The sequence below is a fragment of the Inquilinus sp. OTU3971 genome (genome assembly GCF_038440215.1).
Map to the genome: position 1 here is coordinate 1 of NZ_JASATH010000027.1, position 20,587 is coordinate 20,587.

Here is a 20,587-nt window from a genome sequence, read left to right on the forward strand (position 1 = left end):
GGGCCCCGGCGCCGGGGCGGGGGGCCCCGCCCGGGGCCACCCGCCGCCGGCCGGGGGGCGCGCACGGGGCGCCCCCGGCGGCGCCCGCGGCCGCCGGCCCCGGACGGGCGACGAAGGCGGCCCGGCCGCGGTCGTAGCGGGCGCCGGTCTCATAGGAAGAGAGATCGTCGGGGGCCGCGAGCAGACCGCGCTCTCCGAGCACCGCCCGCAGGGCTTCCAGATGGCTGGCCGTGTCGTTCACTCGCGCAGGCTCTCCCGGCGCAGGCCCGGGCGGCGACCGGCCTCCCTGCCGGTCGGGCCCGCCCCGCATGGCGGATTCAGGCGACCAGGGCCGCCATCTCCCGACTCTGCGTTGTCACCACCCAACATGTCAACTTATGCTTTTTTCTGGACAAGCCAATCTCTGGCGATCATGCAAAAGACCGCCAACATATTGATTTATATATAAGAAATATCTCCAATATCCTCGCCCGTCGGCCGACCAAGCACCTGACAACCCTCACCGATCGGTATCCTCCAGGCTCCCACTTGTCTGGCACCCCGGTCTCCGGCCTAGGCCGCCCTAGAGGTGGATGCCGTCGAAGACGCGCTCCTGCGCATTGCGGATATGGGCCTGCATCGCCTCGCGCGCCTTGATCGCGTCGCCGTCCCGGATCGCCTCGTAGACCGCCGCGTGCTCGCGCTGGACCATCGCCAAATGCCCGGCCGAATGCAGCACCGAAAAGCTGCGCGCCAGGTCGATGACGTAGTCGAGATGCGGCCGCACGGCGGCAAGCGCCGCCTCGAAATACTGGTTCTGCGTGGCCCGGGCGATCGCGGTGTGGAAATCGCTGTCCTGCTGCACGCCGATGCTGCCGGTCTGGATTGCCTGGTCGATCGCGTCGAGTTCCTTCTTCACCGCGGCCAGCAGCGCCTCGTTCCGGTTCAGGGCGGCGGCGTAGGCCACCTCCCCTTCCAGCGCGATCCGGAATGCGTAGATGCGCCGCACATCCGAGATCGTCTGGATTCCCTGCGCGCCGTTCACCGGCCGCGGCGGCTGCGGCTCGGCGACACCGACGACGAAGCTGCCGGCGCCCTGGCGGGATTGGATCAGCCCCTCCTCGCGCAGGCGGCGCAGCGCCTCGCGCACGATCGGCCGGGACACGCCGAAGCTCTGGCTGAGCTCCTTTTCGGACGGCAGCTTGCCGTCCCCCGGAAACTGGCCGCGCTGGATGCGCCCCAGCATGTCGCCATAGAGGATATCGCTCAGTCTTGGACGTTGGGACACCGGAACCCTTTGCCGTGCTTCGGCCTGATTGTTTGCAGGCAAGATTACACGTTATGCGGAGAAGCTTAAAGCCCGGCCGTTCCGGAAAATGGCACTGCCACGCGACTCTCGGCCATCCCAGCCGCTGCAATCGGACTGCACCGCCCCGCCCACATGTCAGTTGACATGTAATTTTCAGCCAGATAGATGTCAAACCCAAGCCTGGACGACATCGGGCAAAAATCGACATCTCGGCCGCGGACGATGCCGTCCGCGCCCAAAACAGGGGATGGCACCATGGTTGGGGGTAGCCGCTGCATGACCACGACGCGCCGTGCGCTGCTGGGGGCCGGGCTGGCTTTGCCCTTCCTCTCGCTGCCGGGACGGGCCCAATCCGCCGACGGCATCCTGCGCTACGGCCTGTCGGCCTTTCCGCCCAACCTGCAGCCGTGGGTCAGCACCGGCGCCGCCGCCGGCACGGTGAAGCTGATGCTGCACCGCAGCCTGGTCACCTATGACAGCAAGGGCCAGCTGCGCGGCGAGCTGGCGGAATCCTGGTCGGTCGACGACGAGGGCGCCTGGGTCTTCAAGCTGCGCCCGGGCTGCGTCTTCCAGAACGGCGACCCGGTCACCGCCGACGACGTGAAATGGTCGATCGAGCAGATCGCCGGCGAGACCTCGACCGCCTATATGCGCACCCAGTTCCAGGGCATCGAGCGCATCGAGATCCCCGATCCGCAGACCGTCCGCCTGGTGACCAAGACGCCGTTGGCGACGCTGCCGACCTGGTTCGCCAACTACAACACCTTCGTGCTGTCGCGGAACTCGACGCCGAGCGAGCCGATCGGCGCCGGGCCCTTCCGCCTGGCCGGGCAGGAGCGCGGGACCTCGATCGAGCTCGCCGCCTTCGACAAGTTCTACAAGCCCGGCTTCCCCAAGCTGAAGGGCATCCGGTTCACCGTCTACGCCGACGAGAACCTGCGCGTCGCCGCCCTGCAGAGCGGCGATGTCGACATGATCGAATACGTCCCCTGGCAGTCGATGGGCACGGTCGAATCCGACCCGCGGCTCAGGCTCGACACGGTCGAGGGACCGTTCATGTGCGTGCTGTTCAACGCCACCCGGCCGCCTTTCGACGACCCGCGCGTGCGCCGGGCGATCGCCCATGCAGTGAAGCGCGAGGACATCGTCAAGGCCGCCTTCTTCGGCCGGGGCAAGCCGCTGGAAGGGGTGCCGATCACCGCCGGCACGCCCTGGTACGACGACGCGCTGGCGCATGGCTGGGCCTACGACCCCGCCAAGGCCAAGGCGCTGCTGGCCGAGGCCGGGCACGCGGGCGGATTCCAGACCACGCTGATGGCCACCGCCCAGTACGGCATGCACAAGGACACCGCCGAGGTGGTGCAGCAGCATCTCGCCGCCATCGGCATCCAGTGCGAGCTCCAGTTGCCCGACTGGTCGACCCGCGTCGCCCGCGGCACCAAGGGCCAGTACGACCTCGCCATCCACGGCCTGTCGGGGGACAACAACGACCCCGACGGGCTGACGGGCGTGATCGACACCTCGCTGGCGCCCACCCATGGCCGCTCCTTCGGCCTGAAGGCGCCGAAGACCGTTGATGCGCTGGCCCGCGGCCGGGCCGAGTTCGACCCGGCCAAGCGCGCCGAGATCTACAAGGAGATGCAGCGCGCCGCCCTCGAGGAGGTGCCGCTGGCCGGCCTGGCCTGGCGGTCGCAGGGCTACGGCCTGGACCGGCGCGTCGTCGGCTTTACCAACCTCCCCGGCGCCCTGACCACCTCCTCCGGCGCGATGCTCGAGGAGACCACCTTCGGATGATCCGAGCCCTGCTCCGCCGCATCGCGACCTCGCTGGCGCTCGCCTGGATCGTCGCCACGATCGTGTTCCTGGCGCTGCATATGGTGCCCGGCGACCCGGCGGAGCTGCTGCTGTCGACCGGCGGCGTCGCGCCCGACCCGGCCACGGTGGCCGAGCTGCGCGAAAAGCTCGGCCTCGACCGGCCGCTGGCCGACCAGTATCTCGACTTCCTGTCCGGCCTGCCGCGGGGCGACCTGGGCAACTCCCTGGTCGACGACTATCCGGTGGCGCAGGAGATCGCGCTGCGGCTGCCGCGCACGCTGGAGCTGATCGCCGCCGGCGCACTGCTGGCCGTAGTGTTCGGCATCCCGGCCGGGACCTATGCAGCGCTGCACCGCGGCGGCACCTTCGACCGCGTCGCCTCCGGCCTCGCCGCGCTGCTGCTGGCGGTGCCGGTGTTCGTGGTCGGCACCCTGCTGATCCTGCTGATGGCCCAGGCCCTGCGGCTGATGCCGGCCGGCGGCTTCGTGCCGCTGGCCCAGGATCCTGCGAAGCACCTGACCCTGCTGGCCCTGCCGGCGATCGCCATCGCCAAGGGCCTGACCGCGATCGTGTTCCGGATGACCCGGTCCTCGGTGCTCGACGCCCTGTCGCGCGACTTTGTCCGCACCGCCCGGGCCAAAGGCCTGTCCCCCGCCCGCGTGCTGGTGCGCCATGTGGTGCGCAACGCGCTGAGCCCGGTGCTGACCGTGCTCGGCCTGCAGATGGGCACGATGCTGGGCGGCACGGTGCTGGTCGAATACGTCTTCAACTGGCCCGGCCTGTCGACGCCGCTGCTGCACGCGGTCGAGGCGCGCGACTACCCGATGGTGGTCGGCATCGTGCTCACCGTCTCCGGCCTGTTCCTGCTGATCAACCTGGCGATGGACATGCTCTACGCCGTGCTCGATCCGCGGATCCGCGCGGCATGAGGCGCCTGTGGCTCCCCGGCGCGCTGGTCGCGGCCGTCATCCTGCTGGCGCTGCTGGCGCCGTGGCTGGGGCTGGTGGATCCGATCAAGCAGGACATCGCCCAGCGCCTGTCCGGCCCCATGCCGGGATCGCCGCTCGGGCGTGACGAGTTCGGCCGCGACGTCCTGTCCCGGCTGATCTGGGGCGCGCGCACCAGCCTGGGCGTCGCCTTCGCCGCTGCCGCCATCGCCGGCATCCTCGGCACCGCGCTGGGGCTGATCGGCGGCTGGTTCCGCGGCGTCGGCGAGCTGCTGGCGGTGCGCAGCATGGACATCATCCTGTGCTTCCCGCCGGTGCTGCTGGCGCTGCTGGTCGTCACCCTGCTCGGCCCCGGTGCCGGCACGCTGATCCTGGTCCTGTCCGTGCTGTACCTGCCCGGCTTCGCCCGGGTCACCTATGCCGAGGTGCTGTCGGCCCGCAGCCACGACTATGTCGAGGCGGTGCGCGCGCTGGGCGCCCCGACCGGCCGGATCCTGCTGCGCACCGTGCTGCCCAACATCGCCGGGCCGGTGCTGGTGCAGCTGTCGCTCGCCGTCGCCGCCGCCGTGGTGCTGGAGAGCGGCCTGTCCTTCCTCGGCCTCGGCGTGGTGCCGCCCGCCCCATCCTGGGGCCTGATGATCCGCGGCGCCCGCGCCACGATGGAGCAGTCGCCGCTGCTGCTGCTGTGGCCCTGCGCGGCGCTGAGCCTGACCATCCTGGCGATGAATCTGCTGTGCGACGCGCTGCGCGACGCGGTCGACCCGCGCACGCCGGCCGCCCGCCCCCGCTTGCGCCTGATCGACCGGGTCCTGCCCGGGCTGCCGCCGCCGGCGCGGACCGATGCCGTCCTGGACCTCCAAGGCTTGACCGTTGAGATCGCCATCCCGCGCGGAAGAATCCGGCCGGTCGAGGATGTCTCGCTGTCGGTCCGCCCCGGCGAGACCATGGCCATCGTCGGCGAGAGCGGCTCCGGCAAATCCGTCACCGCCACGGCGCTGATGGGGTTGCTGCCACCGGCGGCCCGGCCGGTCGCCGGCGCCGCCTGGCTGGGCGACCGCGACCTGCTGCGGCTGGACGAGCCGGCGCTGCGGGCGCTGCGCGGCGGCGCCATGGCCATGGTGTTCCAGGACCCGATGAGCAGCCTGAACCCGGTGCACCGCGTCGGCGACCAGGTGGCCGAGGCGATCCGGGCCCATCGCCGGATGCCGGCCAAGGCGGCGCGGGCCGAGGCGCTGGGCCTGTTCCGGCGCGTCGGCATCGCCGACCCCGAACGGCGGCTGGACGCCTGGCCGCACGAGCTGTCGGGCGGCATGCGCCAGCGCGTCATGATCGCCATGGCGCTGGCCAACCGCCCGGGCCTGCTGATCGCCGACGAGCCGACCACCGCGCTGGACGTCACCGTCCAGGCCCAGATCCTGGAGCTGCTGGCCGAGCTGCAGCGCGAGACCGGCACGGCGATGATCTTCATCACCCACAGCCTGGGCGTCGTCGCCGAGATCGCCGACCGGGTCACGGTGATGTATGCCGGGCAGGTGGTCGAGCAGGGCGACGCCGCCGCGGTCTTCGCCGCGCCCCTGCACCCCTACACCCGCGCCCTGCTGGCGGCGACGCCGGACGGCGACGGCCAGCCCGCCGGCATCCCCGGCGTGGTGCCGCAGCCCCATGCCTTCCCGGCAGGCTGCCGCTTCGCGCCGCGCTGCAACCACGCCGTCGCGGCCTGCGAAGCGGTGTCGGTGCCGCTCGACGAAGTGCGGCCGGGGCATCGGACCCGCTGCGTCCGCTGGCAGGATCTGGCGAACGGGACGGAGGCCGCGGCATGACCATCCCCTCCGCGACGCCGCTGGTCGAGGCCCGGGGCCTGTCCAAGATCTTCCACACCGGCGGCCTGTTCCGGCGCGGCCGCGCCGTCCAGGCCGTGCGCGCGGTGGATGCCGGCGTGGCCCGCGGCGAGGCGCTGGGCGTCGTCGGCGAATCCGGCTCCGGCAAGAGCACGCTGGGCCGGCTGATGCTCGGGCTGATGCCCGCCAGCGCCGGGACGGTCAGCTTCGACGGCCGGCCGCTCGGCCGGACCTCCGGCCGCGAGTGGCGGGCGTTGCGCCGGCGCATGCAGATCGTGTTCCAGGACCCCTATGGCAGCCTCGACCCGCGCCGCCGCGTCGGCGCGCAGATCGCCGACGGCCTGGCCATCCACCGCGTCGGCGATGCCGGGCAGCGCGCCGATCGCGTGGCCGGGATGCTCGAGCGGGTCGGCCTCGATTCCAGCCATGCGCAGCGCTACCCACACGAGTTCTCGGGCGGCCAGCGCCAGCGCATCGGCCTGGCGCGTGCCCTGGCCAGCGGACCGGACTTCCTGGTGGCCGATGAGCCGGTGTCGGCGCTGGACGTCTCGATCCAGGCCCAGATCGTGCAGCTGCTGGCCGAGCTGCGCCGCGACCTGGGCCTCGCCATGCTGTTCATCAGCCACGACCTGCCGGTGGTGCGCCACCTGTGCGACCGGGTGATGGTGATGTATCTCGGCCGGGTGATGGAGGAAGGCCCGGCCGAGGCCGTGTTCACCAGCCCGGCCCACCCCTACACCCGCGCCCTGATCTCGGCGACCCCGCAGCTGCGCCAGGACCGCCGCATCGGCCGCATCCTGCTGGCCGGCGATCCGCCGAGCCCATCCAACCCACCCTCCGGCTGCGTCTTCCGCACCCGCTGCGCCCATGCGCGCCCGGCCTGCGCCGAGATGGTGCCGGAGCTGCGCCCCCACGGCGAAGCCCGCCGTGTCGCCTGCATCCGGGCCGAGGAGATCGCCTGAATGACGATCCGGCCCGACCACCGACCTGCCGACGAGGAGTAAGAGCTTTGGCCGCGAAGACGGAACCGAAGGTGCATCTGGGCACCATCACGGGCGGCGAGGCCCGCGAGACGCTGGCGCAGAACCCGGTGATCCTGCTGCCGATGGGCAGCCATGAGGACCAGGGCCCGCACGCCCCGATGGGCGACTACCTGCTGGCCGAGAAGATCGCCGAGCTGGCGGCCATCCGCGCCAGCCAGCGCGGCGTCCGGACCCTGGTGGCGCCGGTGCTGCCCTATGGCGGCGTCGACTGGTTCGGCCCGATGATCGGGGGCATCGCCCTGAGCCAGGCGACGCTGACCAGCGTCATCACCGACATGGTCTCGTCGCTGCACAAGACCGGGCTGACCCGACTGGTCGTCATCAACGGCCATGGCGGCAATGTCGGGCCGATCGCCGAGGTGGCGCGCAGCCTGTACCTGCGCGACGGCACGGTGCTGCCCAGCCTGTATCTGTGGCGCATCGGCTACGGCCTCTTGCCCGGCATCGTCGGGGCCGAAAACTCCGCCAAGGTGGCCGGCCACGGCGCCGACCCGCTGACCAGCATCGGCCTGCACCTGTTCCCGGAGCTGATGCGCCCGGAGATGATGCCGACCGATAGGCCGCAGAAGCGCGACCCGGTGCTGGACCTGCCCTTCACCGGGCTCGGCACCGCCAGCTTCGACGGCGCCGAGATCGGCATGCCGAACCAGTATGACGAAGTCTACACGCTCGGCGTCGGCAAGGGCGATCCGCGGCTGTGCTCGGCCGAGACCGGCGCGGCGCTGACCGAGAAGCTGACCGAGATCTGCGCCCGCTTCGTCGCGCATTTCGCCGACAAGGTCGCGGCCTGAGGGCTGCGGGCCGTAATCAATGCCGCCCCGAACGGGGCCAACAATGGGGGCTTCCAGATGCTGACGCGCCGTCTTCTGCTCCAGACCGGGGTCGCGACCCTCGCGGCCCCGGCGATCCTCCGGGCCCAGTCGCCGGCCGGCCAGATCCGGCTGATGGCCTATGCCGACGGCACCTTCCAGGACAATTACGTCAAGACCGTCATCGAGCCGTTCCAGCAGGCCTTCCCGGGCGTCGAGGTCGCCTACGCGCCCGGCGGCACCTCGGCCGAGATGCTGGGCAATATCCGGGCCCAGAAGGCGGATCCGCAGATCGACGTCACCATCATGGACGTCACCGCCTCGAACATCGGCAATGCCGAGGGGCTGTTCGACAAGCTGAGCCCGGCCGAGGTGCCGTCGCTGGAGGAGCTGGTCCCCGAGGCCCGCGCCGCCGGCGGCGAGTTCGGCCCGGCCGTGACCTTCGACCACCTGGTGCTGGTCACCGACGCCGTGAACCTCAAGCCGCCGCTCGCCAGCCTGGCCGAGCTGTGGCGCCCGGACCTCAAGGGGCTGCTGGGGATCAGCGCCCCGCCCAACATCCAGGGCCTGGCCCTGACCGTGATGGTCGAGAAGATGCTGGGCGGCGACTACCGGCAGTCGGTCGATGCGGCGATCAAGAAGCTGGCCGAGCTGGCGCCGTCGGTGAACACCTGGAACCCCAATCCCGACGGCTATTCCCTGATCCAGAACGGTATCGTCCGCGTCGCCACCGGGTGGAACGCGCGGTCGCAGCGCAAGATCGACGAGACCCAGGGCAAGCTCGGCGCGCTGCTGCCGCCGGAAGGATCGGTGTTCCAGATCAACACCATCAACCTCACCGCCGGGTCGAAGAACCGCGCCACGGCCGTCGCCTTCATCAACCACGCCCTGTCGCAACAGGCGCAGAAAGCCTTCACCGAGCGCGTGTTCTACGCGCCGACCAACGGCAAGGCGCAGATCGACCCCAAGGTGCTGGCCCGCACCGCCATCGCGCCGGAGAACCGCAGCCGCATGATCGAGGTCGACTGGAGCGAGATCGTCAAGGTACGCGACAAGTGGAACAACCGCTGGCGCCGCGAAGTGATCTCGGCCGGCTGATCCGATGAGCTATCTCCAGCTGCAGGGCCTGGCCAAGCGCTATGGCGGCTTCGTCGCGGTCGACGACGTCACGCTGAATGTCGGACGGGGCGAGGCGGTGGCGCTGCTCGGCCCGTCCGGCTGCGGCAAGACCACGACGCTGCGGATGCTGGCCGGGCTGATCGAGCCGGATGGCGGCACCATCCGGGTCGACGGCACCGACATCACCCACGAGCCGGCGCACCGGCGCAACATGGGCTATGTGTTCCAGTCCTACGCGCTGTTCCCGCATCTCAGCGTGGCGCGCAATGTCGGCTTCGGGCTGGAGGAGCGGCGGGTGCCGCGCGCCGAGGCCGCCGCCCGGGTCGAGGAGGCGCTGGCCATGGTGCGCCTCGGCGCGCTGGGCGGGCGCCGCCCACGCGAGCTGTCGGGGGGCCAGCAGCAGCGGGTGGCGCTGGCGCGGGCCCTGGTGATCCGCCCCTCGGTGCTGCTGCTCGACGAATCCCTGTCCAACCTCGATGCCAAGCTGCGCGATGCGATGCGGCACGAAATCCGCGACATCCAGCGCTCGCTCGGCATCACCACGCTGTTCGTCACCCATGACCAGGTCGAGGCGCTGACCATGTGCGACCGGATCGCGGTGATGAATCGCGGCCGGGTCGAGCAGGTCGGGTCGCCGGAGGACATCTACGAGCGCCCGGCGACGCGCTTCGTCGCCGATTTCGTCGGCCGCGCCAACATCCTGCCGGCGACCCGAGGCGCCGACGGGCGCATCGCTTTGTGGGGCACGGCGCTGCCGGTCGCGGCCCCGCCGGCCGGCGAGGTCGACATCTTCGTCCGGCCGCAGCGCATCCGCCTGGCCTCGGTCTCCGAGCCGGCGGCCGAGGGCGTGGCCCGCATCCGCGGCCAGGTCTCGCACAGCGTCTTCATCGGCGACCGGATCGAGGTCGTGGTCGAGGGTGCCGGCGGCCAGCTCAGCGTCGAGATGCCGTCCGGCCAGCGCCCGCCGGTCGAGGGCGCCGAGGTCGCGGCGATCTGGCCGGCCGAGGACACGCTGCTGTTCCCGCGCGAGGCGCCGTGACCGACGCCCTGCATCCCCTCACCGCCGAGCGTCCCGCCCTGCCCCGCGGCCGGCGCCTGCCGCTGCCCCTGCTGGTCGCGCCGGCGGCGCTGTTCGTCCTTCTCGTCTATCTATGGCCAACGCTCGGCCTGTTCCGCACCGCTTTCAACGAGGTCGGGCCGACCGGCGCGATGGTCGAGGCCTGGTCGCTGCAGACCGCCAGCGAGGTCTTCGCCGATTCCTTCACCGCCGAGCTGACCCTGAACTCGCTGTGGCTGTCGCTGGTGGCGACCGCCCTGGCGCTGGCGCTGTCCTATCCAGTGGCGCTGTTCCTGTTCCGCACCCGCTCGCGCTTCCGCGGCCTCCTGGCCGTGGTCGCGATCATGCCGATGCTGGTGTCCGGCGTGGTGCGCGTGTTCGGCTGGCTCGCCATCCTCGGCGACCGCGGCCTGGTCAACGGCATCGCCCAGTGGCTCGGGCTGATCAGCACGCCGATGCGGCTGGTGTTCAACTGGACCGGCGTCACCATCGGCCTGGCCGAGAGCATCATGCCTTACATGATCCTGGCGTTGCTGGCCGGGTTCGGCCGGCTCGACCGCACCCTGGAGGAGGCGGCGCGCAGCCTGGGCGCCACGCCGCTGCGCTGCTTCCTGCGCGTCACCCTGCCGCTGAGCCTGCCGGCCATCGCCCTGGCCGCCGGCCTCGGCTTCGTGCTGTCGATGTCGTCCTACATCACGCCGAGGCTGCTGGGCGGCGGCCGCATCTTCGTGCTGGCGACCGAGATCTACGAGCAGGCGACCACCAACACCAATTGGCCGGTGGCCGCGGTGCTGGCGATCTACACGCTGGTGCTGCTGCTGGCGCTGGCCGTCGTCGCCCGGCTCGCGGCGCGGAGGCTGCAGCGATGAACGGCGCCGGCCGCGTCCTCTCCACCCTCGCCGGCATCGTCTACGCCATGATCCTGGCGCCCATCGTCGTGGTGGTGGCGCTGGCCTTCTCGGCCGACGACTTCATCGTCTTCCCGCCCTCGGGCTATTCGCTGCGCTGGTTCCAGGCCCTGGCCGGCAACGGACCGCTCTTGGACGCGCTGCTGCTGAGCGCGCAGATCGCCTGCGTGGTCACGGCGCTGTCGCTGCTGCTGGGCGTGCCGGCGGCGCTGGCCCTGAACAAGGGAACCTTCCCTGGGCGCGAGGCGCTGCAGGGTTTCTTCCTGGCGCCTCTCTTGCTGCCGACGCTGATCATCGGCCTGGCGCTGCTGCTGTTCTTCACGCCGCTGCACCTGACCGCCACCCTGCCCGGCCTGGTGCTCGGCCACATGATCGTGACCCTGCCCTTCGTCATCCGGATGATGACGACCGCCTTCTCGACCCTGCCGGATGACATCGAGGCGGCGGCCGCCACGCTCGGCGCCACGCCCTGGCGGGTGGTGCGCCGGGTCACCCTGCCGCTGGCCGCGCCCGGCCTGGTCGCCTGCGGGGCGCTGTCCTTCCTGCTGTCCTTCGACGAGACCGTGATCTCGCTGTTCATCGCCGGGCCGCGCGCCTCGACCCTGCCGGTCGAGATGGTGCGCTACGTCGAAGGCCGCACCGACCCGCTGGTCGCGGCCCTGTCGGTCGTGCTGATCGCCGCGACCCTCCTCATCGTCATTCTGGTCGAACGTCTCGTCGGCGTCGCGCGCGCCGTCGGCAACTAGGGAAAGCCACATGCCCGATTACCGCATCGCCCCCATGCCCCAGCAGATCCCCGCCGCCCTGGTGGAGAAGCTGCGCCGCGTCGAGACCGCGACCATCGGCCATTCCCAGCATTGGGGCTTCATGGACCGGGGCATCCAGCCGCTGCTGCGCGGCAAGCGCATCGCCGGCGCGGCGGTCACCCTCGCCATCCCGGGCCAGGATTCGACTCTGCTGCACCACACGCTGGGCCTGCTGCGGCCGGGCGACATCCTGGTGGTCGACCGGCTGGGCGACGACAAGCACGCCTGCTGGGGCGGCGGCGTCACCATCGCGGCCAAGGCGGCCGGCGCCGTCGGCGGCATCGTCGACGGGCCATGCACCGACCTGGCCGAGATCGAGGATTCGGACTTCCCGATGTGGTGCCGCGGCATGTCGCCGATCACCACCCGGCTGTACAATCTCGGCGGCACGCTGAACCTGCCGATCTCCTGCGGCAATGTCCCGGTGCGGGCCGGCGACGTGATCCTGGCCGACGAATCCGGCGTGCTGGTGCTGCCGGCGGACCAGGCCGAGGCGATCGCCGACGCCGCGCTGGTGCGGCAGGAGCGCGGCGAGCGCAGCCAGGAGCGGGTCAGGGCCGGCGAAAAGCTGGGCGACATCTCCGGCGCCACCCGTATGGTGCTGGAAGCCCTGAACCAGACCAGCTGAGGCCAGCATCGTGACGGACTCCCGCGCCCCGCGCGTTACCGGTTTCACCTGCGAGAAGCGGCCGGCCACCGGCTCGCGCGGCATGGTCGTGACCAACCATCCGCTGGCCTCCGCCGCGGGGTCGGAGATGCTGCTGGCCGGCGGCAACGCGGTGGACGCGGCGGTGGCGGCGCTGTTCACGCTGACCGTGGTCGAGCCGATGATGGTCGGCGTGCTCGGCGGCGGCGTCGCCCATATCCGGCTGGCGGATGGCCGTCACCTGGTGCTGGACGGGCTGTCGACCGCGCCGGGCCGCGGCAGCGCCACCATGTATCAGCCGGTGTCGGACGAGATCGGCAAGGCCCGGCAGGTCCGCGACCGCGAGAACGAGGTCGGCCCCAAGGCCGTCGCCGTGCCCGGCGCGCTGGCCGGCTGGTGCGCGGCACTGGCGCGCTTCGGCACGCTGCCGCTGGCCGATGTGCTGGCGCCCGCCATCCGGCTCGCGGAACGGGGCTTCGTCGCCAGCCCCTATCTCTCCGACTGCATCACCGACTGCGCCGCGGACCTGGCCCGCGACCCCGGCCTGTCGGCCCTGTTCCTGCCCGGCGGCCGGCCGCTGCAGCCGGGCGACCGGCTGGTGCAGGGCGACTATGCCGGCAGCCTGCGGCTGATCGCCGAGTGCGGGCCCGCCGCGCTGTATGACGGGCCGCTGGGCGCCGCCCTGACCGATTTCATGGCAGCGAAGGGCGGGCTGATCGACCAGGCCGACCTCGCCGCCTTCCGGGTGATCGAGCGCGTGCCGGTGCGCGGCACCTATCGCGGCTTCGAGATCCTGGGGCCGCCGCCGCCCTCCTCCTCCGGCGTGCACATCGTGCAGATGCTGAACATCCTGGAGGGATACGACATCGGCGGGCTGGGCTTCGGCTCGGCCGACGCGGTGCATTTGCTGGCCGAGGCGCTGAAGATCGCCTTCGCCGATAGGGCGGTCGCCACCGCCGACCCGGCCTTCATCGACGTGCCGGTCGACCGCCTCATCGCCAAGGCCTATGCCGCGGAGCGGCGCGTCGGTATCGACCTGCGACAGACAAAGGCCTGGGCCGCCGGGCTGACGGGAGGAGAATCGGCCAACACCACCCATGTCACGGTGGCCGACGCCGCCGGCAACGTCGTCGCCACCACCCAGACCATCAACGGCCTGTTCGGCGCCTGCACCCAGATCCCCGGCACCGGCATGCTGACCAACAACTACATGTACAATTTCGACCCGCATCCCGGCCGCGCCCTGTCGATCGCGCCGGGCAAGCGGGTGTTCACCTCGATGGCGCCGATGATGGCGCTGCGCGACGGCAAGCTGGCCTTCGCTCTGGGCCTGCCCGGTGGCCTGCGCATCTTCCCCTCGGCGCTGCAGGCCATCGTCAACCTGATCGACCACGGCATGAGCCTGCAGGAGGCGGTCGAGGCCCCGCGGGTGTGGACCGAGGGCGGCGTGCTGGAACTCGAGCAGGCCTTCCCCGACGCCGTGGCCGAGGACCTGACCGCCCGCGGCCACCGCATCGCCCGGATGCCGCGCATCGCCGGCGGCATGAACGCGATCGCCTTCGCCCCCGACGGCACCCTGATCGGCGCCGCCTGCTGGCGCGCCGACGGCACGCCCGTCGCCATCTCCGGCGGCCTGGCGCGCGCCGGCGTCCGCTTCACCATCTGACCGCAACCCGACTGGAAGCCCGACCGTGACCGAAACCGTCGTCGTCCTGGACCCGATCAGCGAGGACAGCGTCACCCGCCTCCGCGCCCTGCTGCCGCCCGGCCTCGTCCTCACCCACGGCACCGCCCGCGGCGATGATCACCTGAAGGAGATCATCGCCGGGGCCGAATACGCCATCGCCGGCCAGGTCGGCGTCAGCGGCGAGGTGCTGCGCGCCGCCCCCCGGCTCAAGCTGCTGCACAAATGGGGCGTCGGGGTCGACAACCTCGACCTCGAGACCGCCCGCGCGCTCAACATCCGGGTGGCCCGCACCACCGGCAGCAACGCCGTGCCGGTGGCCGAGTTCACCCTGGGCCTGACGCTGGCGGCGCTGCGCTGCATCGCCTTCGGCCATGCCGAGCTGAAGAAGGGCCATTGGCGCACCGCCACGGCGATGCCGATGCAGACCTTCATGCTGACCGGCAAGACGGTCGGCATCATCGGCTTCGGCGCCATTGGCCAGGCCTTCGCCCGGATCCTCAAGGGCTTCGGCTGCACCATCCTCTATTCCAAGCGCACGCCTCTGCCCGCCGCCGAAGAGGCCGCGCTGGGCGCCCGCTTCGCCACGCTGCCGGAGATGCTGGCGCAGGCCGACGTGATCACCCTGAACTGCCCGCTGACGCCGGAGACCAGGAACCTGATCGACCGCAAGGCCCTGGCGGCGATGAAGCCGACCGCCGTGCTGATCAATGCCGCGCGCGGCGGCGTGGTGGTGGAGTCCGACCTGGTCGACGCCCTGCGGGCGCGCACGATCCATGCCGCCGCCATGGACGTCTACGAGATCGAGCCGCTGCCGCCGGACAGCCCGCTGCTGACCTTGGACAACCTGGTGGTGACGCCGCATCTGGCGGCGATCGCGGCCGACAACTTCGTCAAGACCGTCAACCAGATGTTCGGCAACATCGCCTGCGTCGCCCGGGGCGAGCCGGTGCCGGAGCGCGATCTGGTCGTGTGATTGGACGGGAGCGGGAACCGGCGGAACTTGGTTTGTCGTCCTCGACCAGGACGATCGCAGAGTTCAATACGGTGAGGTTCCGATCGATCTCAGAACGATCGCAGATCGTCTCGGCAGCATGCTGGACGGGGACCTCCGTGCCACCGAGGGTTCTCCGCTGACCTCTCAGATAGCGCGAACACCATCGCCCGCCGGCGAGGTGAAGATCATGTTTGGAGGCCGTCTGCAGACAGAATCATTTGCAGCTTTGCTGTTCGAAAGAATGAAGGTCATCTATCTGCCGTTCCTCGCCTTCACGCTGATCGCCGCGTTCGTGTCGGTGCCGATTCTGGTCAAGCGTGCACTGGCGGGCGTGGATCGGATTACGGACATCGCGGCGAGTATCGACATCGACCGCCGTGGTCAGCGGCTTCCCCTCGAGGACGTTCCTGCGGAAGTTCTTCCACTCGTCAAAGCCGTCAACGCGGCGCTGGCACGGCTGGATCACGGCTACACGCGGCAGAAGCGCTTTCTGGCCGATGCCGCACACGAATTGCGAACTCCCATCGCCATCCTCCATACGAATCTGGAGGCCATGCCGGACAGTCGGCTGCAGCGGAAGCTCTTGAATCACGTCGCGCGTTTGGCGAACACCGCCGAGGAGCTCCTCGACCTGCATCGCCTGGACAACAGCGTGCAGCCCATGCAGCAAGTCGACCTGGTGCCGTTATGCCAATCCGTCGCCGGGGACCTTGCGCCCAGTGCGATTGCCGGAGGGTATGAGCTGTCGTTCTCGGCCGACCGCGATCGAATCCCGGTTCACGGCGATGCCGGCGCGCTCGAGCGGGTGATTTCCAACCTCGTCAGGAACGCGATCGAGCACGGCGGCGGACAGGGACAGATACGGATCATCGCCTCCCACCCGAACGTCATGGAGATCAGTGATGAGGGGCCGGGAATCCCACCCGCTCAGAGGGAGGACGTCTTTGAGCCGTTCTATCGAGTGTTACCAAGGCGGAGCGGCGCCGGCCTTGGATTGAACCTGGTCAGACAGATCGTACAGCGGCATAGCGGCCAGGTGTCCATCGTCCCGAGCGACCGCGGCGCACGCTTTCGGATCAGCCTTCGCCCCGCTGAGGGCGTCGATGTGCCGGGCGCCCCGATTGGTGATCGGGATACGGATGCTGGAGGACGAAAGGCCGGCCCGACGACAGCCTCGGCGCTCGATCGCTGAATCGGATCCGGCCGGTGGAGGAGACCAGCGTCGGCCAGCCTCCGTGCTGGCAGGATTCTGTCCAGGACTCCGGGTTATGGGGCAGAGCCAGTCAGCGCCGCCCAAGCCAGCAACAGCAGCGCACCGGTCGCCGCCATCCACCCGACGAGAGAGTCGAGGTAATCGGCGTTCAAGCGGCGGTCCTGTGCCGGAGCTTGAGGGATCTTGTTTTCATTGGCGATGCTTCTTCGTCTTCGACAAACCTCAGTTGGGCGTACAGCTCCAACCCAAGGCTGGCTTGCGAGATCGGCCAAATGTGAGCTTCGCCGATCGACCGACGACAAAGGCAAGATCAATTTAGATAAAATTGTATACATATTCCGACCTAACCCTTTCGGCCTATATCACGAGGCGCCTGGAGAAATGATCCCGCTACGGCTTCGGCTTAGTGTGTCGGCAGCGACACGGCCTACACCTGCACCTGAAGGCGTCGCCTCTTACCGATCTCGCGCGAGCGGCGTTCGGAGCCGTCCTCGCCAACCTGGCGGCCCACCGAGTGCCGACGACGGGTCCAGGTCGGCTGCATCGAGCTGTGGAACCAGCCGCCGCTACTCAGGGCGAAGTCCCGCTCCCACCCGTCGTGCCTACACTCGGCAGGATTGTTCCCTCTTGGCCACCAGCGCCCTGTCCTTCGCCCGCTCCGCCATCGTCCGTGCCAGGCAATTGCAGATACCGCTCGGCCGCTCGCACAGAAGGATTGGCGAATGCTGGGCCCATTGCCCGCCCGCGGAACAGATCACTCCGGCGCTCGACTTGCTGCGCCAGATTTATGTCGCTGGCGCAGCCGAGCGGCAGGTCCTCCGGCAGCGAGCCGTCCGGATTCAGGCAACGCCGGGGCCACAGAATCTCCCGCCCCGCCGCCGTCACCTGCACTGTGTCGCTTGCCGTCGGATCATTCGCGAATGTGAGATTGTTCCGGCCGGCGCCGCGAAGGACTGCCGCCACCGCCTCCTGCCGCACCTGCGCCTGCGGCCCGCCTGCAGCGATCGTCATGGTCGCCCCGGGGCTCAGGTCGGCGCTGCGGACAAATGTGATCAGGCGGGCGCGCTCGGTAGGGGTTAGGTTTGACGCCTGCGGCGCGAACAGCACCGGATGCATCTCCGGCGGAGATATAGTGGTGTACCCCTCCTCGGGCCAGTCGGGGATCTTGTACTCGCAGGCCGCCAGGAAACCAGCCAGGGCTAGTACTGCCAGTCGGTGCGCTCGGGTCGGGAACGTCATGGCGACGGATCCTATCGGAGCATGAAGCCGGCATTGCCGCCGGTCAACGAGTTGCGCGCCCGTTGAACCGTCGGTGCGGTGGACTGGGCGGGCAGAGCCATCGCATTCGGCGCCGTGGTCGGGTTCATCAAATAAGGCGTGATCAGGATCACGAGTTCGGTCTCGTTCCGCTGATACTGGCTCGACTGAAACAGCTTGCCGAGGATCGGCAGGTCACCGAGCAGCGGGATCTGGTCCGCGGAGTTCGAGACGTTGCGCTGGAACAATCCGGCCATGGCGAAGGTCTGGCCCGATGCCAGCTCGATTGTCGTATCGGCCCGACGGACGGTCAGCGCGGGGATGGAGAAGCCGCTCTCCTGCAGCGCTCCGGCCTCGCTCAGCTGGCTCACTTCCGGCTGCACCCGAATCCCGATCCGGTCGCCCGGCAGCACGGTCGGGGTGAAGGCCAGCGACACGCCGAACTGCTTGTACTCGATCGAGATGGTCTCGTTGCCCTGCGGCACGGGGATCGGGAACTCACCGCCGGCGAGGAAATTCGCAGTCTTTCCGCTGACCGCGGTCAAGGTCGGCTCCGCCAGGATACTGACCAGGCCCTCCTGCTGCAGGGCGTCGAGAACCGCATCGACGCTGGCTTCGCTGCTGTGATAGCCGAACGAGCCGGTGCCCGGCTGGGTGACGAATCCCGGCACGACCCCGGGCGGAAAAGCCCCGCTGACGATACCGAAATTGAAGTTGCCGATGTTGAAGAGCGCGCGCCAGTTGATGCCGAGGTTCTGTATCGCGGTGCGCGATACCTCGGCGAAGCGGACGCGGATCCCGACCTGCTGCGAGCCGGTGATCGTGCTGAGATTCATCGCCTCTCCGGCACCGCCACCGCCGCCACCGCCGGTCCGGCCCGGGCTGACCTGGAGTTGCTGGGCGAGCGCGTCGAGCTTCATGGCGCCACCGAGATTGGATGCCGTTCCCGTGGTTACCGGGCGGTCCTGAATATAGCCGATCTGGCCGCCGCCGGTTGCGGCCACCCGTGCCGCCTCCCGCCGTGCGGCGGCCTCGTCCTGGCTGACCCGGACTGTCGCGGCGGTCAGCACCTGGTCGGCGCTGGTCAGGGCGAACAGATTGGTCGTCCCCGTGGACACGCCATAAATATAGGCCGAGCGGGCGGACACCATCTCCACATCGAGCACGTTTGGATTCGCGACCAGGACGGTTTCCACCGGTTGGGCGAAGGTCAGCATGCTGCCCTGTCCGACCTTGATCTCGAGCTGCCCGCGGCTGGCCGTCATCATCGGCATCGACCGAGTGGTCGGCGTAGCGGGAGCAGTCGGCGACGGTGCCTGACCCTGCGGCCCGCTCCCTTCGCCCTGCGGCGGGGTCGGCGGGACTGGCGGCCGGACGATCTTGGGGCCTCCGGCCCGCCCCCCCTCGATGGCGGCGCCTTGAGCTGCCGGCGCAGGGCTGGCCTCTGCCGGAGCGGTCGGCTCCGCCTCGGCCGGCAGCGGAGTAACCGTCGCGCCTGGAATATTCGTCTGAGCGCGGCCATCTGTCATGGCCCAACTCGCGACGATGAAAACGCTCGCCGAGACAATCAGGCCCAGCCGCTGCCGTGCGCCTCGGCGTCGAGTTTCAATCACCCCCCGCATCCGTATCCCCTTCTCAGGGGACGATAGTGCCGTTTAGGACAGTACCACCGCCCCGGAAGCGTTCCCTATGAAGAAACTCTCACGCAAATAATCGTTCTTGTCCAGAACTGTTAGAACGAATTGTTCGGATTCTATATGAGGATCCTCTGCGAAGGGTCGGGGATCAGGAGCCCTCTCAGAGATCAACGGGCCTGTCTGTGCTGCGCCCCTCTTATGGGAGCGGGGCGCCCGTCATTCCACGAGCGAGACCTGCGGCCCGGTCAGGATATCGCTCGTGCCGTCATCCGAACAGTCGGACTGGAAGTCGGAGTTGCCCGTCAGGGTGATAGTCAGGCCGATGACCTGGGTGCAGCCGCCGGTCGTGGTGGAATTGCCGGTATATTCGACATCCGAGCTCGGAAAGTACACCGCGCCGGTGAAGGTCGAGCCGGAGGTGCCGTTCACCTTGATCGTGTTGGCCGCGAGGGCGCTGTCCCGCTCGCCGAAGAACAGCAGGCCGGAATACGTCTCCAGAATGGGATGCTCGAAGGTGGGGCTGGGGGCGGAGAGATTCAGGACCGAGGTGCCGTTGATCTTCAGATCGCCGCCGTTCTTGAAGTAGAACATGACATGCGACCCGGTCACCACGGCATCGTTGTTGATGGTGAAGGTCCCGCCGTCGATGATGTAGACGCCGGGATCGAAGTGCACGGTGCTCTTGATGGACAGGCCGTTCTTGAAGCACCTCTTCCCTCGGTCCGGGCCGGTGTCCGGGGGGCTCACGGTGCCACCGTTGATGGTGCCGCCGTTCGGGCACGTCGAGGGGCTCTGCGGCTCGGGAACGCCGGCATAGGGATCGGCCGTCGGCAGCTGGTACTGCGAGACGGCGCTGCACTCACTCAGGTGGAGGCCCGATGTCGTGTCCGCGCCGCCCGAGGTGTAGACGCAGTCGGTGGTGATCTGCCCGCTGCCGCCAACATAGAAGGCGTCGGAGGCGGTCGAGTTCGAAGCCACGTCGCAGTTGGTGAGGTTGACGGTCGTCGATCCCGAGATGTTGATGGCGCGGTCCTCCGTGGTCGACAGGGCCAGCATGCAGGCCTTCGAATTGAACTCGACCAGCGCCACCGCCCGGCCGCCCACATCCACATTGCTGCTGAGGAACACCGAGGAGAACAGCGGGGGGAGCGACCGCGACAGCAGGACCTCGACGGCGCCCGGGTTGCCGGCATAGGTGCCGGCGGTGGGCGGCACGTTGACCGCGATGATTCCCGGGGAGAAGCCGGATTGCTGCGCGATGTAGAGCGCCGTGGAGTCGATCTTGGGCTTGGTGTCGCCGGCGGCCTTGCGGACACCGCCGGCATGGGCCGCGACATCGGCCGCTTCCTGCAGGGTGCGCTGGGTGAAGTACCAGTATCCGACCTCGGCCCCCATCCCCATCCCGCCGACCAGGACCGGGAAGGCGATTCCGACGATGATTGCGGTCGCGCCGCGGTCGTCGCGGCGGAACGCGCGCAGCCGGGCCACAGTGGTGTCGAAGATGTGACGGCCGATCATGGCAG

17 protein-coding genes and 1 pseudogene are annotated in these 20,587 nt (G+C 69.6%); 13 read left to right on the forward strand and 5 right to left on the reverse strand.

Going from position 1 to position 20,587, the window contains the following annotated elements; all coding sequences use genetic code 11:
• Both AAHM41_RS09400 and AAHM41_RS09405 read right to left on the reverse strand, forming a co-directional pair.
• Positions 1-241 (reverse strand): annotated as a pseudogene (locus AAHM41_RS09400) (hypothetical protein); the annotation flags it as partial.
• 321 nt (positions 242-562) lie between these two features.
• Complete coding sequence (locus AAHM41_RS09405) at positions 563-1,267, reverse strand: FadR/GntR family transcriptional regulator (RefSeq protein ID WP_342236269.1); 705 nt, start codon at positions 1,265-1,267, stop codon at positions 563-565.
• A 297-nt stretch (positions 1,268-1,564) separates the two neighbouring features.
• Here AAHM41_RS09405 and AAHM41_RS09410 point away from each other — a divergent pair, with 297 nt between their 5' ends.
• From AAHM41_RS09410 to AAHM41_RS09470, 13 genes are all read left to right on the forward strand, one after another.
• Positions 1,565-3,082: an ABC transporter substrate-binding protein gene (locus tag AAHM41_RS09410; protein ID WP_342236270.1), complete on the forward strand. Its 1,518-nt coding sequence runs from the start codon at positions 1,565-1,567 to the stop codon at positions 3,080-3,082.
• On the forward strand, positions 3,079-4,032 hold the full coding sequence (locus AAHM41_RS09415) for an ABC transporter permease (protein ID WP_342236271.1): 954 nt from the start codon (positions 3,079-3,081) through the stop codon (positions 4,030-4,032). Before AAHM41_RS09410 ends, AAHM41_RS09415 begins: the two co-directional genes overlap by 4 nt.
• Positions 4,029-5,870 carry a dipeptide/oligopeptide/nickel ABC transporter permease/ATP-binding protein gene (locus AAHM41_RS09420; RefSeq protein ID WP_342236272.1) on the forward strand — a complete coding sequence of 614 codons (1,842 nt, stop codon included), beginning with the start codon at positions 4,029-4,031 and terminating at the stop codon, positions 5,868-5,870. The genes AAHM41_RS09415 and AAHM41_RS09420 overlap by 4 nt, the downstream gene beginning before the upstream one ends.
• On the forward strand, positions 5,867-6,850 hold the full coding sequence (locus tag AAHM41_RS09425) for an ABC transporter ATP-binding protein (RefSeq protein WP_342236273.1): 984 nt from the start codon (positions 5,867-5,869) through the stop codon (positions 6,848-6,850). The genes AAHM41_RS09420 and AAHM41_RS09425 overlap by 4 nt, the downstream gene beginning before the upstream one ends.
• Before the next feature lie 47 nt (positions 6,851-6,897).
• Positions 6,898-7,722, forward strand: coding sequence for a creatininase family protein (locus AAHM41_RS09430; protein ID WP_342236274.1), 825 nt, complete (start codon positions 6,898-6,900; stop codon positions 7,720-7,722).
• Between the two features lie 57 nt (positions 7,723-7,779).
• The gene (locus tag AAHM41_RS09435) at positions 7,780-8,838 is read left to right on the forward strand and encodes an extracellular solute-binding protein (RefSeq protein ID WP_342236275.1); all 1,059 of its coding nucleotides are present in this window, start codon (positions 7,780-7,782) and stop codon (positions 8,836-8,838) included.
• 4 nt (positions 8,839-8,842) lie between these two features.
• Positions 8,843-9,898 (forward strand): ABC transporter ATP-binding protein, encoded by a 1,056-nt coding sequence (locus tag AAHM41_RS09440; protein WP_342236276.1) that lies wholly within the window; start codon positions 8,843-8,845, stop codon positions 9,896-9,898.
• Positions 9,895-10,785: an ABC transporter permease gene (locus AAHM41_RS09445; RefSeq protein ID WP_342236277.1), complete on the forward strand. Its 891-nt coding sequence runs from the start codon at positions 9,895-9,897 to the stop codon at positions 10,783-10,785. The genes AAHM41_RS09440 and AAHM41_RS09445 overlap by 4 nt, the downstream gene beginning before the upstream one ends.
• On the forward strand, positions 10,782-11,570 hold the full coding sequence (locus tag AAHM41_RS09450; RefSeq protein ID WP_342236278.1) for an ABC transporter permease: 789 nt from the start codon (positions 10,782-10,784) through the stop codon (positions 11,568-11,570). The genes AAHM41_RS09445 and AAHM41_RS09450 overlap by 4 nt, the downstream gene beginning before the upstream one ends.
• 10 nt (positions 11,571-11,580) lie before the next feature.
• On the forward strand, positions 11,581-12,258 hold the full coding sequence (locus AAHM41_RS09455) for an RraA family protein (protein WP_342236279.1): 678 nt from the start codon (positions 11,581-11,583) through the stop codon (positions 12,256-12,258).
• A 10-nt stretch (positions 12,259-12,268) separates the two neighbouring features.
• On the forward strand, positions 12,269-13,942 hold the full coding sequence (ggt, locus tag AAHM41_RS09460; RefSeq protein ID WP_342236280.1) for a gamma-glutamyltransferase: 1,674 nt from the start codon (positions 12,269-12,271) through the stop codon (positions 13,940-13,942).
• A 25-nt stretch (positions 13,943-13,967) separates the two neighbouring features.
• The gene (locus AAHM41_RS09465; RefSeq protein ID WP_342236281.1) at positions 13,968-14,936 is read left to right on the forward strand and encodes a 2-hydroxyacid dehydrogenase; all 969 of its coding nucleotides are present in this window, start codon (positions 13,968-13,970) and stop codon (positions 14,934-14,936) included.
• A 118-nt stretch (positions 14,937-15,054) separates the two neighbouring features.
• The gene (locus AAHM41_RS09470) at positions 15,055-16,149 is read left to right on the forward strand and encodes a sensor histidine kinase (protein ID WP_342236282.1); all 1,095 of its coding nucleotides are present in this window, start codon (positions 15,055-15,057) and stop codon (positions 16,147-16,149) included.
• Between the two features lie 591 nt (positions 16,150-16,740).
• Here the strand turns inward: AAHM41_RS09470 and AAHM41_RS09475 are convergent.
• The 3 genes from AAHM41_RS09475 to AAHM41_RS09485 form a co-directional block, all read right to left on the reverse strand.
• Positions 16,741-17,409 carry a CpaD family pilus assembly lipoprotein gene (locus tag AAHM41_RS09475; RefSeq protein ID WP_342236283.1) on the reverse strand — a complete coding sequence of 223 codons (669 nt, stop codon included), beginning with the start codon at positions 17,407-17,409 and terminating at the stop codon, positions 16,741-16,743.
• Between the two features lie 11 nt (positions 17,410-17,420).
• Positions 17,421-18,695, reverse strand: coding sequence for a type II and III secretion system protein family protein (locus AAHM41_RS09480; RefSeq protein ID WP_342236284.1), 1,275 nt, complete (start codon positions 18,693-18,695; stop codon positions 17,421-17,423).
• A 585-nt stretch (positions 18,696-19,280) separates the two neighbouring features.
• Positions 19,281-20,582, reverse strand: a complete 1,302-nt coding sequence (locus tag AAHM41_RS09485) for a TadE/TadG family type IV pilus assembly protein (RefSeq protein ID WP_342236285.1) — start codon at positions 20,580-20,582, stop codon at positions 19,281-19,283.
• Positions 20,583-20,587: the final 5 nt, after the last annotated feature.